We start from the raw sequence: 14795 nt of genomic DNA on the forward strand, positions 1-14795 counted from the left end.
TTCAGCCTCGGGAGCGCAGCATGCGCACGCTTCCGAGGCTGGCCACTACAAATACGACTACAGCATACAAACCGCCCATTTCCGTCATGGAAATCGGAAGGCCGAATAGATAATCGGGCGAATCACAGGGCTTGTTCGGCCGGGCCGGCATCGCTGCCATCCAGTCCTTGAAGCTACCGCCATGAAAAACCGGCGCACGGCACTCGGGAGCGGGACTTGGCCAGAACTTGTGTTCAACGCCAGCGTGCAGAACTGCCAACCCGATACTGACCGCCAGGCACAGCAGACCCGCAAAGACGGGATATCGTGCGTAACGTCGCGGCAAAAGCAACGTCAGAGCGCCAATCCCGATCAGAACGCGCCAAGGCCTCCGCTCCCACAGACACAGTTCACACGGCGCCAGCAGAAGCCGGTGCTCCGCAAACCATGCCGTCCCGAGCGCCAAAACCCCGGCCAGAACGAACAGCCCTCCCAGTATTCTGGTCATATCGGGCTGCTTCGTTCCGGTCAGTGTCATGTGCGAGAGGCCTCCAGGCTATCTAGAAACTGCTTGGCCCAGCTTCCCGCTGTGTTGCGAGAGACTTCGCCGTAAAGTGCGGACCATGCCTCATGACGGGTCTGCACGTCCATGGTGAGTGCCGCATGAAGTGCATCGGCCATCCCTTCAGCATCCAGCGGATTGACCTGAAGCGCCTCTGGCATCTCAGGTGCTGCACCAGCGAACCGCGACAGAACCAACACGCCCGGATCCTTGGAATCCTGAGCCGCGATAAACTCTTTGGCCACCAAATTCATGCCATCGCGCAACGGGGTGATGTAGCCGACATCGGACACCCGATAGAGCCCCGCCAGAACATTCCGGGAAATTGACCAGGTCGTATAACGGATCGGCACCCAGTCCGGCGTGCCATATGCCCCGTTGATCGTTCCCACCAGGCCATCAAGCTCTTCCTTTAGAAGACGATAGCTTTCCACACCCGTCCGGGAGACAGGCGTGATCTGTAAGAACGTCACCTTGCCGCGATATTCCGGATAGTTTTTCAGGAGCATTTCATACCCCCGCATCCGCTCAGGCAGACCTTTGGAATAATCCAGCCGATCCACACCAATAATCAGGCGCTTTCCAACCAGACTGTCCACAATCTGCTCCACGTCTTCCGTGGATGCACTTTCAATGGCCTGCTGCCTGAAACGGATCGGGTCAATCCCGATCGGAACTGCCTCTACTTCTGCCTTGAGGCCATACTCCGCGAAACATCCCCGAAGGTTCTGGGCATCTTCCGGTGTCTGCACGCCAATTCGGTCACAACCTGCAAGCCCTTTCAGAAGGCGCTGCAATTGCGGCAGGAGACGGGCCACACTCCAGGGTGGAAAAGGAATATGCAGGAAAAAGCCAATCCGGCCCTTGACCCCTCTGTCCCGAAGCATCTCAGCCAGCGGGAACAGATGATAATCATGAATCCAGATCGTATCGTCCTCTTTCAGAAGAGGAACCAGACGATCGGCAAAGACGGCATTGGCTTCGTAGTAAGCCTCGCAATCTTCACGCGTGTAACGGATCAGCTGCGTTCTGTAGTGGCATAACGGCCAGAGAACGCCATTGGAAAAGTTCAGATAGAACCTGTCATATTGCCGGGGCGTCATATCAAATGTGGCATACGTCACATTCCCAGCACGGTCCTCCATAACAGGCCGGTCCAGTGCGTCTTCGCACTGTTCCCCGGACCAGCCGAACCAGAGGCTGTCCCGTGTCTGAACAGCATCATACAACCCAACAGTCAGACCACCCGCAGGCTGCGTCCGTTCTCCGGGCGCTGGTGTACGATTGGAAACAACTATCAGGCGCCCCATCCATGCCCCTCCGATAAATCGTGCAGCCACCGGCGGAACGTGACTGCATCAGGAAAATCATCCGGAATGAGCCAGCCAGCACCACCCATCTGGCGCGCAGCCCTCACTCCGTCCATGTCTGTAACGTCATCCCCGACAAAGAGTGGCAAGCGACCGCGAAAAGGATTTTCAGACATCAACTCCCGCACGGCTCCCCCCTTGTCCACGCCCAACGGACGAAGCTCGATAGCCATGTGAGCGTCCTGCAAACGGAAACCCCCAGCTTCCGGTGCCCATTGCTCCGTCAACGCCCGAAATGCCGTTTCAGCCTCCGGCGCCTGACGATAGTGCAGGACCATTCCAGCCTTCTTGCGTTCCACGCTCGCACCGGGATGCAAAGAGACAATATCTTCCGCCTTCTGCAGCCAGTCAGCTGGCACAGAGGGGAGAGCAGGATGGGTGATGTCTTTTTCAGGTGAGTTCCGCACGGCTACTCCATGCTCCCCCGCTACAGCATGAGGAATGCCGGGCAAAAAATGGTCGATCTGGGCGATCGGTCGGCCAGTCACAATAGCCAGCGCTCCGCCGAGCATATCTTTCAGGCGGAGGAGATCGTCTGCCAGTCCCGGGGGGACAACCACACTTTCAGGAGTAGGAGCGATATCGACCAGTGTTCCGTCGAAATCCAGCAGGATTGCAGCTTTTGAAGGCGGAAAAGGAATCTGGATCATGAGTAGGCTTCTCTTTCCAGTTTCAGGGGTACCCCCGCTCCGCCCACTCCTTATTCCAGGCCGGGATCGGCTGCGGGAGGAAGCAAGGACGGTCCGGCTGATGCCGGTGGGGCGGGAGGCACAAGAGACTGTGCACCACCAGAAGGTGGCGCGAGAGGAATCGGTGCGTGGCTGTCTGGCGCCAGCGGAACCGCTCCTCCTTCAGATGATGATGAAGAGCCGGACTGATCGGTCCCCCCTTCATCTTCCGTTGCTGTCGTACCGGCCAGTTGAGGCGCTTTTATGACGGGCAGCGGTCCAGCGTCCGGCGCAACACGATCTCCCGTGCACGCCACAACACGCACATCATAAAGCGAGCTACCATAAGTCCCGAGAGATGGCTCATTCTGCAACATCCATCCGTCGAAGGGTGGTCGAGCCGAATCTCCCGAATCACGCAGGTGCAGCAACGCACCAGAGTCAGCCGGCAATGTTTCCGGACGACTGACACACGCCTCAACAGCAACCGAAAGCGTTCGGTAGGAGGCATTTGCACCCACTGGAATCGTCAGCGTCTCAATATGGGCATCCAGCCGATCCAGAACACGAATGACAGCCTGTGTCCGTCCCTGCCAGGTATTAGCGGGGTACATCGCCGGGGGAGCAACCCCTACAGCAGCAAACGCCGATGACGTTACAGACAGAGCCAGAAGCGCCGCACCGGCAAACAGGAACCGATTGGTCATGATCAGGCGTTTCCTTGGGATTTCGGGTCCACGAGATCGGCAAGTATGGCGATGAAGGACTGGCGCATGGCATCTGAGGAAACACCCATCAGAATACCGTCCTCAAACGCATCCTGCAGGGTCTGACGCAATTCGGCATCATTTTCTCTCAGCACGCGCACTTTCTCGACGCAAGCCACTGGCTGCCCATCACGATCCAGCCAGGGAAAATCCTCGGAACTCACGGCTCGTCTGACAGGCCACCAGCAGGCTTCTGGGGCTTTTGAGCCTTCTGAAGCGTATCCGTGACCGAAAAGATGAATTTGCTCAGAAGCTGCTCAAGACTGATAGATCCCTGCGTCTCCGTCAGCGCCCCGCCAGCCTTGATAAGAGCGTCAGCGCCACCCGGTGACAGCGCAATGTACTTTCCGCCCAACAGACTGTCAGACGTGACAATAGCGGCAGAATCCGTTGGCAGCTTCACGTCCGGCGACAGTGTGAACGTCACCTGCGCCTGAAAAGTCTTCGGATCCACGACCTCAGACATCACATGGCCGACGGTAATTCCAGCCAGACGCACATCTGATCCGACATTCAGACCATCAATCTGGCTGAAAGACGCATGAACCTGGTAGCCACCATCATCATGACGATGATGACCCAGCATCGCCAGAACCAGCATCCCGACCAGAAAGACCAGCACCAGAAACCCAGCCAGAAGCTCAAGCCGATCGTGGCGAGCTGCGGCAGGCGCTGTTCCCGTGGCTGCGCTCATGACATCACCTTCGAAAAAATCATTTTCCTGCACTAGCGGACTCCATCGCCGCAGTCCAACCCTCCCTTTGGAAACAGAGATTATCAACCTGGGAAAATGTTATCCCCCATATCCCCATGTTCCCACCCATTAACCCGGCCAAAAGGCACGTTTTCCCGCTTCCGGGCCACCGGAACGCAGCGTAGATTCGTAGCATGACAGCCCGTCTTCATTGGACCGGCGTTCGCATGAGAACGCTTCGGGTCACCACCGATCCGGACGACAGCGCCACGCGCTCCGTCACCCTTCCGGCCGCCTGGGAGGATGATGCCGCGCAGGCGCTGGCCCAGATCACGCAAAATGGTGGCCCCATCCGCCTTTCGACGGAAGCGGCGCGTTGGGTTGACACAATTGATGCGTGTCCGCCTCTCCCCGGAACGCCAGCCAATGCCCCCTCTCCTGCCCGGAGCCTGTCTTATCTTCTGCTGATGCGTCAGCTCGCCCCCAACATTGCCCTGTGGGAACGTCACCCTGACGAAATTCCAGGTTTTGTTGTGCGACTGTCTGGCTTTGTTCAGGAGGACGGTTTCGCACCAGAGCATTTCGTAGCCTGCCTGAAGCTGGCCTGCGATTCCCTGCGTCGACTTCACGCTACAACACGCGTGGAGCGCACAGGCGAACTGCCGCTCTTTGATGTGCCTGCTGATCCGTCAGAAGAACCCGCAGGCATTATCCTGCTAACGGACCTGGATGCTTGCCTCGCATCCATGGGGCTCGACTATGACAGTGATGCAGGACGAGAAGCCGCCAGAGCCATTGCCGCACTAGCCACAAGCATCGCGCATGCAGGCACAAATCTCTCGCTCCCGACCATTCCCGCCTGCGCATCTCTACCGGGGCTACGTGCTCTCGCGGCAGAGGCCTGCGCGGCCATGGAAGGCCAGCACCTTTCCCCTGTGGAAACGGGATTTTCCGGACCCGGGCCTGTCGATGCACTTCTAGGTGTTGAATCCTGCGGGTTGGCGCCGGTCTTTTCGCCCTTGCGTAGCGACGGACACCTCCGCGCCTCGACCCTTGCCAGACTGGCTTACAGAGGCCTGACGCCCGAATCCGCCCTTGCCATGGCTCTTGCTGGTGAAGCTCCCCTTCCTCCGACAAGGCCGGAAGCCCATGCCGCCATGCATAAGGCCATGGAACGCTCCGTCGATTTTCTTCCGGAGTTGCCAGAACCCGAACTGGCGAATCTGCGTGTCAAACTGGAACGGGGTGCTCGCCGTCAGCTTCCAATGCGTCAAACCGGCTTCACTCAGCGCACTGCTGTCGGCGGTCACAGTCTTTTCATGCGCACGAGCGAGTTTGAAGACGGCACTCTGGGTGAAGTCAGCATCATCCCGACCCGAGAAACGCCAATGGCACGGGGTTTAATGGATTGTCTCGGGCAGGCCGTCAGCATCGGGCTTCAGTTTGGTGCCCCGCTGGACGCTTTTGTCGAACGATTCGCTTATACCCGCTTCGGGCCTGCGGGCACGGTCGAAGGTGATCCGGGCGCGGCCTATGCATCGTCGATGCTCGATTACGCCTTCCGAACACTTTCGGAGGCTTATCTCGGGCAACACATGCCAGACGCACCACAGATCGAACCCAACGCAGAAGATACATCTCCTATGTTGCCGTTCGATCATTCGTCGGGCGATACACCCCGCGGTCGACGCCTCAGACTGGTGAGTTGATGAAAATATGGCGTCTTCCGACGTCTGCGCTGCTGGAATACATTGACAGCCTGCGGACACGTCGGTAGCTAGCGCCTGCGCTGAGAAGGAATCCGGTCATTGTGCCCGGTGGACAGGATGCGCACAGGGTAAGGGATCAGACAGCGTGGGACACGCCCCTTCCGACGAGGATGACAGCTTTGATGTGCGCCTGAAGCGCGCAAGCAAAAAGCTTGATCCCCACGCGGAAGAGTTTTCCACGAAGTCCTCCGATGGAGATGCGGGTTCTATCGCATCTTTCGGTGTTGCGATCCGGGTCGGAACGGAGCTGGTAGCCGGTCTGGCGGTTGGTGTGGCATTAGGCTACGCTCTTGACCGCTGGCTGGGTTACAGAGTTCTTTTCCTTCTGATTTTTGCCCTGCTAGGTTTTGGTGCCGGCATGATGAATGTCTGGCGGGTTTTGAATGGGCCGGGCATGGTGCCCGAGCTGAAAGATGACGGGAGAAGCCAGCGTGGCAGCCGGATCGACGATTGACGCGCTCGGACAGTTCGAGCTCCATCCGGTTCTCGGATCTCTGGGCGAAGCTCTGCGGTTCTCACAGTCTCCACTGTTCATGCTGATCGCCGTTGTGCTGGTGCTCGCATTCCTCTTTATCGGAATGCGCCCAGCCTCCGTCGTTCCTGGCCGTCTTCAGGCCGCAGCCGAAATTGGTTACGACTTCATTCATGACCTTGCCATCGGCACGATGGGTGAAGAAGGCGCTGCTTTCTTCCCGTTCGTGTTCGCTCTGTTCTTCTTTATTCTCGCCGGCAACTACCTCGGCCTGCTTCCCTTCTCCTTCACCTATACAAGCCATATCGCAGTGACACTTGCGCTGGCCGTAACGGTGTTCGTGATCTCGATCCTGGCTTCCCTGCGCTTTCAGGGTCTGGGTTTCTTCAAGCACTTCATGCCAGCTGGCGCCCCTGTGTGGCTGTCGCCGCTGCTCGTGCCGATCGAGATCCTTTCTTTTCTTTCTCGCCCCGTCAGCCTGTCGATCCGTCTGTTCGCCAATATGGTGGCCGGTCACGTTCTGCTCGAGGTGTTTGCCGGCTTCACAATCATGCTCGCCGGTCTGGGCTTCTTCGGCCATATCCTGGCCGTTGCCCCGATCGCGATCAACATTGCGCTGACGGCTCTGGAATTGCTGGTGGGTGTGCTTCAGGCATACGTTTTCGCCATTCTCACCTGCATCTATCTGCGCGAGGCCGTCGCTCACTGAGCGCGGTTTTGCACAACCCCTGTATCGACCCTAAAGGAACCTGACCATGGACGTTCAAGCCGCTCGTGACATCGGCGCCGGTATTGCAGTAATCGCCCTCGCAGGCGTCGGCATCGGCCTCGGCAACATTTTCTCGACGCTCGTGAGTTCCATCGCTCGCAACCCGGCTTCCCGCCCGCACGTTTTCGGCCTCGGCATGCTCGGCTTCGCGCTGACGGAAGCCGTTGCTCTGTTCGCGCTGCTGATCGCCTTCCTGATCCTGTTCGCCTGAGGTCGAACATGCACCGCACGCCACGTCTTTTCCTGTTCGCTGCTCCGCTGGCGGCTGTGCCGGGCCGAGCTGTGGCTGCGGGCATGCCGCAGCTGAACGTCCATGATCCGCTGCTGATCGGACAGGTCGCCTGGGGAGCCGTCATTTTTGCCGGCTTCTATGTCGTCCTTAGCCGTTCCGCTCTGCCGCGGATCGAGCGGGTGCTGTCGAACCGACGCACCCGCATCCAGAACGACCTCGATATTGCCCGCCGTGCGAAAGCCGAGTCCGACCGCGCAAGCGCCGAACTCCTGAGCACCCGCCATGAAGCGGCCGCACAGGCTCGGGCCAATGTAGAGCGCATCCAGAACGAGGCTCGCCTCAGCGCTGAAACGCATGCACGGGAAACCGCAAAGCGTCTCGAAGCTGAAGTCGCAAACGCCGAAGCCCGGATTGCCCAGTCCCGCGAGCAGGCTCTTTCCAGCCTCCCCGCGATTGCTACTGGTACCGCTCAGAACCTGGTCTCCCGTCTGATCGGGGAACAGGATGAACAGACTGTCGCCAGCGCCGTGAAACGCGTCAGCGCCTAAGGAGACGACGATGTTCCAAGAACCCCGTTTCTGGACTGCCCTGGCATTTGTCCTCTTCTTCGTGATCTTTGGTCGCAAGCTCTGGGCCGTCATCACGAGCCATCTTGATGCCCGTGCAGAAGGCGTTCGCCGAGATCTGGACGAGGCAGCCCGTCTCCGCCGTGAGGCAGAGCAGATGCTCGAAGATGCGACCCGCGAGCGTGAGAAGACGCTGGCAGAAACGCAGGCCATGATTGCCCGCTCAGAGACGGAAGCTGCTGCTCTGGCAGAACGCGCCCGTCACGAAGCAGAAGCAGCAGCCGGCCGTTACGAGAAGATGGCGCACGACCGGATTGAAGCCGCAGAGCGCGCTGCAATCCGTGAAGTTCAAGAGCGCGCAACAGCCATTGCCATCTCGGCAGCTCGCGATGTTGTAGCCTCCCGTCTTTCCGAAAGCCCGGACGTTGCTGCTCAGCTGATTGAGCAGAGCATTCAGAGCCTTCCTGAAGCGCTGCGCCGTTCTGCGGCCTGAGTTTATGACATCCGTCCGCCCGTCCCAGACTCCTATGACACTTTCCATTGTCATGGCAGTCCTGAATGAGGCGGACAATATTCTACCTGTCTGTCAGGAACTCGCCGGAGTTCTTGATGGCTTCCCGGAAAATACTGAAATTCTCGCCATCGACGATGGCAGTACAGATGCCACTGTCGAGAAGCTGCTTGAAGCACGACGTCAGTATCTTCCAAATCTCAGAATTCTTAGCCACCCACGGCGCCTTGGCAAATCTGCTGCTCTGAGAACGGGAGCAACCGCCGCTCATGGCGAATGGATGGCGACCATTGATGGCGATGGTCAGGACGATCCTTCTTCCATCATCCGGATGCTTGAACTGGCGCGTTCAGCCAATTCCAAGCCGCCGCTGGTGGTCGGGGTCCGTCGAAAAAGGAATGACCGTCTCTCCCGGCGCATTGCGACAAAGCTGGCCAACGGCTTGCGCCGTCGCCTTCTGAATGATGGTTGCCCGGACACCGGAGCGCCCCTCAAACTTTTCTCTCGTGAGATGTTTCTGCGTATTCCGCAGTTTGAGGGTGTACACCGCTTTCTACCGGCCCTCCTTGGACACTATGGCGCCCCGCTGATCTGCCATGAAGTTCAGCACCGTGCTCGTCTGCACGGCTCATCAAAATACACCAATTTCAATCGGGCTCTTGTCGGCATCCGTGATCTTCTGGGTGTCATGTGGCTGCAAAACCGAACCCACCTGCCCGATCGTCTGACCGAACACTGATCCATCCTTTAACGAGGATGGCCTTTCAGACACTTTCCGGCCACCATTCTCTGATGGACCGGAACGGAGCCTCTGCATGAAACTGACATTCCGGCATTATGCCCTCCTCGGGCTAGTGACCTTTCTGCTTGCCTTGCCGGGACGCATGACATTGCCCCCGCTGGATCGTGACGAGCCACGTTATATGGAAGCGTCAGAGCAGATGCTCACATCCGGAAATTTCGTAGACGTCCGCTTTCAGGACAAGCCACGCTATTTGCAGCCGGCTGGCATCTACTGGCTTGAAGCCTCTTCTGCAAAAATTGCGGAAAAACTCTTTGGCTCAGACGTCCTTCGCAAAACCTGGCCCTATCGCATTCCAAGCCTCATAGCCGCCGCCCTTATCATCCCTCTGACAGCCTGGATGGGAAGCGCACTCTTCGGAGCCGTCACCGGTCTGATGGCTGCAGGCCTCCTGATGGTTTCGACGCTCTTTGTTGCCGAAAGCCATATGGCGACAATCGATACAGTCCTACTCCTGGATATCCTGTGCTTTGAAGCAATGCTTCTGAAGGCATTTCTCGATCGTCAGAAGAACAGTCCGACATCTGTTTGGGTTGCGTGCGGTTACTGGCTGGCGTTGGGCGTCGGCCTAATGCTCAAGGGCCCTGTTGTTCTCATTCCAGGCTTTTGTACCCCACTGGCCTTATGGGCTGTCGAACGTGATCGAGAATGGTGGTCCAGACTGCGTCCGCGCTGGGGTTGGCTGCTCATGCTTGCCGTAGTTGTTCCGTGGTGTGTCGCGATTGATGTTGTCAGTCATGGGGATTTCTTTTCACGCGCCATTGGCCGTAACTTTCTGGGGAAAGTGGCACATGGCCAGGAAGCTCACGGCCTACCACCAGGGTTCCATCTTATTGTTTTTGCGCTGGCATTCTGGCCTGGATCTTTTTTTGCTGCTTTGGCAATTCCTTCAGTCTGGAAAAATCGCAAACTGCCTCAGGTCCGGTTTTTGCTGAGCTGGATTATCCCGCACTGGCTGGTCTTTGAACTAATCGCCACGAAGCTTCCGCATTATGTGCTCCCCACATATCCGGCCATTGCAATCCTGACTGCCGCGGCTCTAACGATTTGGGGTCGTCCAGCTCTTTCCAAATGGAGCAAAATCGCTCTCGGATTCTACGGCGTAATATGGGCCGCAGTTGGCTTGGCCTTCTGTTTCGCTGGCACGGTCGTGCTGTATAAAATGCAGCATATGCTTTCGATCCGCGAATGCCTGGCGCTCTGCGGAGCACTCCCTCTCATGGGAGGAGCAATTCTTCTTTTAATCCGCAATCATCGGCAGCAGGCAGCTTTTTGCGCGATGGGTGCCGCTGTCATTGCACAAGCCGGCCTCTTCCTGGCTGTAATCCCCAATCTGCAAACCATTCGCCTGGCTCCCCGAGTGGCTGCACTCTTTGAAGACGTGAAGCCATGCGCTCAAACTGTGCTCGTCTCGACATCCTATTCCGAGCCAAGCCTGGTCTTCCTAGTGGGCGAACACACGCAGTTGATTGGCCGAGAAGCCGCGGCAGCTTATCTCCAGCAGAATCCTCGTTGCACCCTCGCTCTGGTAGACCGAAAGGATGAAAAGACCTTTCGGGATGCATTGAACCGAACCAACCTCAGCATCGTAGAATATGGCCGTATCCAAGGCCTGAACTACTCAAACGGTCATCATCTTGACCTGGGCATGTTCGCCCCAGACTAAATTTCTGGAAATTGCCATGGTGGAGCTGAGGGGAATCGAACCCCTGACCTCCTCATTGCGAACGAGGCGCTCTCCCAACTGAGCTACAGCCCCATGGCACTTTTGATAGTTCCCATCGGCCCGGTTTCTGTCAAGCAATCCGGATGAGGTTGTCCTGTCTCGCCGAGGCAGATACAAAACCTGTTCCTGGCTGGCCGCTTACCCGGTCTTCCGCGTTTTCCGACGAGGTTTTCAGCATGCTTGCCCTGCACGCCATTATCCTGATGATCATTCAGGCATTCGTATGGGCTCTTCTGGCTTACTGTATTCTGTCCATGCTGCTGGGCTTTGGCGTGCTGGATATTCGTAACCGGTTTTTCTACTCGCTCTTCAACACCCTCGCGCGCGTCGTCGAACCGATTCTGGCCCCTATTCGGAATATCCTTCCCAGCACAGGCGGCATGGACTTCGCGCCGATGGTCCTGCTGCTGGCAATCCAGTTTCTGGTCTATCCCTTGGTCAACCGTGTATTCGCCATGCTGATTTACCACCCGGCTTTCTAAGACTTACCGGACTGCGCGCCACACTTCCTCCAGCGCATCAGCCAAGTCATTGTGCGGCTCACTCCACTGGCCTGAGTGCGTCGGCGGTTGCATCCAGGCGCGCCACCCTTTTCCCGGCTCACGTTCAATACGAACAGACCAGTCTTCAGGCAAGCGGCTTACCACACGCTCCATCCGGACCTGACTGGTCAGTGGCTTGGCGTAATTATGCCCCATGGTGGAGCTCCTTTCACAACGTGAACTCCTGAGCTGCAATAACCACGGCAAAAACAAAAAAACCGGACATCACAGCTCAAAACATCTTATGCCTTTTAAATAGGCACGATGCTGCCAGCTGCAATATCCGGAAATGAGTTACGGCTACTTTAAGAGCCGGGAAGCCGGAGAGTTTTACCCCGTCAGGCTGTGCCACCTACCGTCAGGCCAGACAATTTCAGCGTCGGTTGCCCCACTCCGACAGGAACGCCCTGACCAGCTTTGCCGCATGTTCCAATTCCTGGATCAAGCGCCACATCTGATCCGATCATCGAAATCTGGTTCATGGCATCTGCACCGTTTCCAATGAGCGTTGCACCCTTCACCGGGCGCGTCACTTTTCCATCTTCAATCAGATAAGCTTCAGACGCCGCGAAAACGAACTTCCCGGACGTAATATCAACCTGACCACCGCCAAAATTGACGGCATACAGTCCACGCTTTGTAGAGCGGATCATCTCGTCGGTCGTTGCTGTTCCTTCAAGCATCACCGTATTCGTCATACGTGGCATAGGAGCATGAGCGTAAGATTCCCGACGCCCATTTCCCGTGGAAGACACCCCCATCAGACGGGCATTCAGGCGATCCTGCAAATAGCCCGTCAGAATGCCGTCTTCGATCAGAACAGTCCGTCCTGTTGGCGTTCCTTCATCGTCGATGCTCAAAGATCCTCGACGCTCCGGCAGGGTGCCATCATCAATAACCGTCACCCCAGGAGCAGCCACACGCTTCCCAACCATACCGGTGAAGGAGGATGTTCCTTTCCGATTGAAGTCCCCTTCCAGCCCATGGCCAACAGCTTCATGGAGCAGAATACCTGGCCATCCTGGTCCAAGCACCACATCCATTTCTCCTGCAGGTGCCGGCGCTGCATCGAGGTTCAGCAGAGCCTGCCTCAGAGCTTCATCAACTGCTGCTTTCCATGTTGCGCCATCCAGAAGACGGTCCAGTTCATACCGTCCCCCCTGTCCATGACTGCCACTCTCGCGACGACCGTCCTTTTCAACCACGACCGATACATTCAGACGGACCAGCGGACGAAGATCCGCAACGCGATCTCCAGCATCCGAACGCCGCATGATCTGCACGGCCTGCCACTCGGAACTCATACTGGCACTGACCTGAACGACGCGGGTATCCACACCACGGGCATAGGCATCTATTTCGCCTAGAACGGCCGCACGCGCTGCAAAGTCAGTTCCCTCCAGCGGTCGGGAATCAGAATAGAGACGCTGATTGGTTGATCGCGGGCCCGGCGCCATCACGCCACTTCGTCCCTGTCGCACGGCACCGACTGTGCTAACCGCACGTGCCAAAGCGTCTTCGCTCATTTCATCAGAATGGGCGAAAGCCGTTTCCGTTCCCAGGACTGCGCGCAGACCAAAACCTGAAGAGGTTGTGAAACTCGCTGATCGGATTGTCCCGTCATCCAGCGAGATCCCCTCATTTTCGCGGTATTCGAGAAACAGTTCTCCATCATCTACCCCTGCCAATCCCTGTGCAACCAGTGCTTCGGCACCCTCCCGCGTCAATCGGGAACCGGGGCGGTCAAAAAACAGGGCATCAGTTGTGGCAAGGGCTCCCAGCGCATCTGCGGCAATGGACATCGGGGTAATCTCCTGGCTGAGAGGATGGTGAAGAACTAGAAATGGGTCATAGCACGCGAATTGAAAGAGGCCGCCTTCAGGTGAGTGCTTTTTCGAGGCGACGCAGGGCTTCGTGAAGAATTTCCGGCTTCTTGCAGAATGCAAAGCGGATCATGTTGCGTGGCGGTTCAGCGCCCTCCGGATCATAAAAGGCAGAGACCGGAATTGTTGCCACGCCTGCATGCTCAACCAGCCATTCGGCAAATTCCACATCCGTTCGCCCGTGAGCATGACGTGACGTATCCGCCACGACAAAATAACTTCCATCTGCGGGAAGTGTCTCAAAACCGAGGCGATGCAATCCTTCCACAAGAATGTCTCGGCGCAATTCCAAGTCAGAGGACAAACTTTTGTAGTAGCTGTCGTCTTTATTCAGACCATGCGCCACAGCGCGCTGAAGATTAGGAGCCGTGGCAAACACCAGCACCTGATGAGCCTTGGCAACCACAGACGCCAGAGCCGAAGGAGCCGTGACATACCCGACTTTCCATCCCGTCAGAGAGAAGCTCTTGCCTGCGCTCCCAATGCGCATGCAGCGCTCCCGCATGTCAGGAAGCGTCATGAGGGGAATGTGTTTCACGTGAAACGTCAGGTGTTCGTAAACTTCGTCACAGATCACATATGCATCATGTTCCTTCACCAATCCTGCAATCAGCTCAAGTTCAGTCTGTGAAAAGACCTTGCCCGCAGGGTTCATCGGAGAGTTCAGAATCATGGCTTTTGTTTTGCGGCCAAAGGCTGCACGAAGTTCTTCTTCGGGAAGCTTCCAGTGTGGCGGCTGAAGACGGACACACTTGGGAACTGCGCCGATCATCTTGAGCATGGGAAGATAGGTGTCATAGAGAGGTTCGATCAGAACCACTTCATCACCAGCTTCCACAACAGCCATCAAGCAGGCTGCCAGAGCCTCCGTTGCTCCAGACGTCACAACAACTTCTGTCGCCGGATCAATCTCAAGCCCATAAAAACGCCGGTTTGATTCAGCGACAGCCTGCCGCAACTCCGGCAACCCCGTTAGCGGCGCGTACTGGTTTCTATTATCCTTCAGCGCCTCGGCCGCGACGTTGATAATATCCGCCGGGCCTTCAGTGTCCGGAAAGCCCTGCCCCAGATTGATTGCATCATACCTGGCAGCAAGCTGAGACATAATCGTGAAAACGGTCGTGGGCAGCGAGGACAGATAGGTATTGGGCGTTTTCATGGACCAGCGCTTTTAAGACATGGAACGGAAGGGAGACTTCACCATTGCAGGACCCGCACGTCCTGAAAAGCCATTCCCTGCGCTTTGGTCCTCACCTCACGATCTCAGTTGAACAAACGTCTTTTTGGAATCAGTACCCGCACAGTAACTATGGAATTCCCGATCAATAAAATTTTCCCGATCGGACAACACCCCGGCAAGTCAGAGCTTCCCCATCCCTGATCGGCCAGAAAAACGCGTCCAATCAGGCCAAGTGCCATTTTGAGACACTTTCTTTCTTCAATTGATGATGAAATGAAGGTGTATGTCGTACTCGACAGATGG

General features: G+C 57.0%; 18 protein-coding genes and 1 tRNA gene. 9 read left to right on the plus strand and 10 right to left on the minus strand.

The features are described from left to right. Position 1: 1 nt before the first annotated feature. The 6 genes from ABDK75_RS00165 to mlaD are packed head-to-tail and all read right to left on the minus strand — an operon-like array spanning position 2 to position 4040. The gene (locus ABDK75_RS00165) at positions 2 to 517 is read right to left on the minus strand and encodes a disulfide bond formation protein B (protein ID WP_099211199.1); all 516 of its coding nucleotides are present in this window, start codon (positions 515 to 517) and stop codon (positions 2 to 4) included. Beyond that, positions 514 to 1851, minus strand: a complete 1338-nt coding sequence (locus tag ABDK75_RS00170) for a trehalose-6-phosphate synthase (RefSeq protein WP_346004641.1) — start codon at positions 1849 to 1851, stop codon at positions 514 to 516. Before ABDK75_RS00170 ends, ABDK75_RS00165 begins: the two co-directional genes overlap by 4 nt. Continuing rightward, positions 1839 to 2561, minus strand: coding sequence for a trehalose-phosphatase (otsB, locus tag ABDK75_RS00175; RefSeq protein ID WP_346004642.1), 723 nt, complete (start codon positions 2559 to 2561; stop codon positions 1839 to 1841). The genes ABDK75_RS00170 and otsB overlap by 13 nt, the downstream gene beginning before the upstream one ends. 50 nt (positions 2562 to 2611) lie before the next feature. Next, positions 2612 to 3286, minus strand: a complete 675-nt coding sequence (locus ABDK75_RS00180) for a DUF2155 domain-containing protein (RefSeq protein WP_346004643.1) — start codon at positions 3284 to 3286, stop codon at positions 2612 to 2614. A 2-nt stretch (positions 3287 to 3288) separates the two neighbouring features. Then, entirely contained in the window at positions 3289 to 3510 is a 222-nt protein-coding gene (locus tag ABDK75_RS00185; protein WP_346004644.1) for a hypothetical protein, read from the minus strand. After that, positions 3507 to 4040, minus strand: coding sequence for an outer membrane lipid asymmetry maintenance protein MlaD (gene mlaD, locus ABDK75_RS00190; RefSeq protein WP_207204216.1), 534 nt, complete (start codon positions 4038 to 4040; stop codon positions 3507 to 3509). Before mlaD ends, ABDK75_RS00185 begins: the two co-directional genes overlap by 4 nt. Positions 4041 to 4234: 194 nt before the next feature. On the opposite strand from mlaD, the gene ABDK75_RS00195 reads away from it, so the two are divergent. From ABDK75_RS00195 to ABDK75_RS00230, 8 genes are all read left to right on the plus strand, one after another. After that, positions 4235 to 5749 (plus strand): vitamin B12-dependent ribonucleotide reductase, encoded by a 1515-nt coding sequence (locus ABDK75_RS00195; RefSeq protein WP_346004645.1) that lies wholly within the window; start codon positions 4235 to 4237, stop codon positions 5747 to 5749. Positions 5750 to 5894: 145 nt separating this feature from the next. Continuing rightward, the gene (locus ABDK75_RS00200; RefSeq protein WP_086634744.1) at positions 5895 to 6263 is read left to right on the plus strand and encodes an AtpZ/AtpI family protein; all 369 of its coding nucleotides are present in this window, start codon (positions 5895 to 5897) and stop codon (positions 6261 to 6263) included. Beyond that, entirely contained in the window at positions 6241 to 6990 is a 750-nt protein-coding gene (locus tag ABDK75_RS00205) for a F0F1 ATP synthase subunit A (protein ID WP_046900946.1), read from the plus strand. The genes ABDK75_RS00200 and ABDK75_RS00205 overlap by 23 nt, the downstream gene beginning before the upstream one ends. 46 nt (positions 6991 to 7036) lie before the next feature. After that, positions 7037 to 7261, plus strand: coding sequence for an ATP synthase subunit C family protein (locus tag ABDK75_RS00210; RefSeq protein ID WP_007284348.1), 225 nt, complete (start codon positions 7037 to 7039; stop codon positions 7259 to 7261). Between the two features lie 8 nt (positions 7262 to 7269). Further along, positions 7270 to 7830 carry an ATP synthase F0 subunit B' gene (locus ABDK75_RS00215; RefSeq protein WP_046900359.1) on the plus strand — a complete coding sequence of 187 codons (561 nt, stop codon included), beginning with the start codon at positions 7270 to 7272 and terminating at the stop codon, positions 7828 to 7830. A gap of 10 nt (positions 7831 to 7840) precedes the next feature. Continuing rightward, the gene (locus tag ABDK75_RS00220; protein ID WP_346004646.1) at positions 7841 to 8341 is read left to right on the plus strand and encodes a F0F1 ATP synthase subunit B; all 501 of its coding nucleotides are present in this window, start codon (positions 7841 to 7843) and stop codon (positions 8339 to 8341) included. 4 nt (positions 8342 to 8345) lie between these two features. Continuing rightward, positions 8346 to 9098: a glycosyltransferase family 2 protein gene (locus ABDK75_RS00225; protein ID WP_346004647.1), complete on the plus strand. Its 753-nt coding sequence runs from the start codon at positions 8346 to 8348 to the stop codon at positions 9096 to 9098. A 76-nt stretch (positions 9099 to 9174) separates the two neighbouring features. Beyond that, positions 9175 to 10827 (plus strand): glycosyltransferase family 39 protein, encoded by a 1653-nt coding sequence (locus ABDK75_RS00230; protein ID WP_346004648.1) that lies wholly within the window; start codon positions 9175 to 9177, stop codon positions 10825 to 10827. A 17-nt stretch (positions 10828 to 10844) separates the two neighbouring features. Here the strand turns inward: ABDK75_RS00230 and ABDK75_RS00235 are convergent. Further along, positions 10845 to 10920: transfer RNA gene (locus tag ABDK75_RS00235), tRNA-Ala, on the minus strand. 50 nt (positions 10921 to 10970) lie between these two features. Here ABDK75_RS00235 and ABDK75_RS00240 point away from each other — a divergent pair. Continuing rightward, positions 10971 to 11369: a YggT family protein gene (locus ABDK75_RS00240; RefSeq protein WP_235271739.1), complete on the plus strand. Its 399-nt coding sequence runs from the start codon at positions 10971 to 10973 to the stop codon at positions 11367 to 11369. A 3-nt stretch (positions 11370 to 11372) separates the two neighbouring features. Here the strand turns inward: ABDK75_RS00240 and ABDK75_RS00245 are convergent, their stop codons facing one another. The 3 genes from ABDK75_RS00245 to ABDK75_RS00255 all read right to left on the minus strand — a co-directional run bounded on the left by ABDK75_RS00245 (position 11373) and on the right by ABDK75_RS00255 (position 14471). Further along, positions 11373 to 11585, minus strand: a complete 213-nt coding sequence (locus ABDK75_RS00245; RefSeq protein WP_346004649.1) for a hypothetical protein — start codon at positions 11583 to 11585, stop codon at positions 11373 to 11375. 182 nt (positions 11586 to 11767) lie between these two features. Beyond that, the gene (tldD, locus tag ABDK75_RS00250; protein ID WP_346004650.1) at positions 11768 to 13231 is read right to left on the minus strand and encodes a metalloprotease TldD; all 1464 of its coding nucleotides are present in this window, start codon (positions 13229 to 13231) and stop codon (positions 11768 to 11770) included. A gap of 76 nt (positions 13232 to 13307) precedes the next feature. Further along, positions 13308 to 14471, minus strand: coding sequence for an aminotransferase (locus ABDK75_RS00255; protein WP_346004651.1), 1164 nt, complete (start codon positions 14469 to 14471; stop codon positions 13308 to 13310). Positions 14472 to 14795: the final 324 nt, after the last annotated feature.

This window comes from Gluconobacter sp. OJA (assembly GCF_039638325.1).
Taxonomy (GTDB): Bacteria; Pseudomonadota; Alphaproteobacteria; order Acetobacterales; family Acetobacteraceae; genus Gluconobacter; species Gluconobacter cerinus.

Coding starts and splice junctions, on each gene's coding strand:
- ABDK75_RS00165 (WP_099211199.1), bottom strand. CDS start 517: ATGACACTGACCGGAACGAAGCAGCCCGATATGACCAGAATACTGGGA.
- ABDK75_RS00170 (WP_346004641.1), bottom strand. CDS start 1,851: ATGGGGCGCCTGATAGTTGTTTCCAATCGTACACCAGCGCCCGGAGAA.
- otsB (WP_346004642.1), bottom strand. CDS start 2,561: ATGATCCAGATTCCTTTTCCGCCTTCAAAAGCTGCAATCCTGCTGGAT.
- ABDK75_RS00180 (WP_346004643.1), bottom strand. CDS start 3,286: ATGACCAATCGGTTCCTGTTTGCCGGTGCGGCGCTTCTGGCTCTGTCT.
- mlaD (WP_207204216.1), bottom strand. CDS start 4,040: ATGAGCGCAGCCACGGGAACAGCGCCTGCCGCAGCTCGCCACGATCGG.
- ABDK75_RS00195 (WP_346004645.1), top strand. CDS start 4,235: ATGACAGCCCGTCTTCATTGGACCGGCGTTCGCATGAGAACGCTTCGG.
- ABDK75_RS00210 (WP_007284348.1), top strand. CDS start 7,037: ATGGACGTTCAAGCCGCTCGTGACATCGGCGCCGGTATTGCAGTAATC.
- ABDK75_RS00215 (WP_046900359.1), top strand. CDS start 7,270: ATGCACCGCACGCCACGTCTTTTCCTGTTCGCTGCTCCGCTGGCGGCT.
- ABDK75_RS00220 (WP_346004646.1), top strand. CDS start 7,841: ATGTTCCAAGAACCCCGTTTCTGGACTGCCCTGGCATTTGTCCTCTTC.
- ABDK75_RS00225 (WP_346004647.1), top strand. CDS start 8,346: ATGACATCCGTCCGCCCGTCCCAGACTCCTATGACACTTTCCATTGTC.
- ABDK75_RS00230 (WP_346004648.1), top strand. CDS start 9,175: ATGAAACTGACATTCCGGCATTATGCCCTCCTCGGGCTAGTGACCTTT.
- ABDK75_RS00240 (WP_235271739.1), top strand. CDS start 10,971: ATGAGGTTGTCCTGTCTCGCCGAGGCAGATACAAAACCTGTTCCTGGC.
- ABDK75_RS00245 (WP_346004649.1), bottom strand. CDS start 11,585: ATGGGGCATAATTACGCCAAGCCACTGACCAGTCAGGTCCGGATGGAG.
- tldD (WP_346004650.1), bottom strand. CDS start 13,231: ATGTCCATTGCCGCAGATGCGCTGGGAGCCCTTGCCACAACTGATGCC.
- ABDK75_RS00255 (WP_346004651.1), bottom strand. CDS start 14,471: ATGAAAACGCCCAATACCTATCTGTCCTCGCTGCCCACGACCGTTTTC.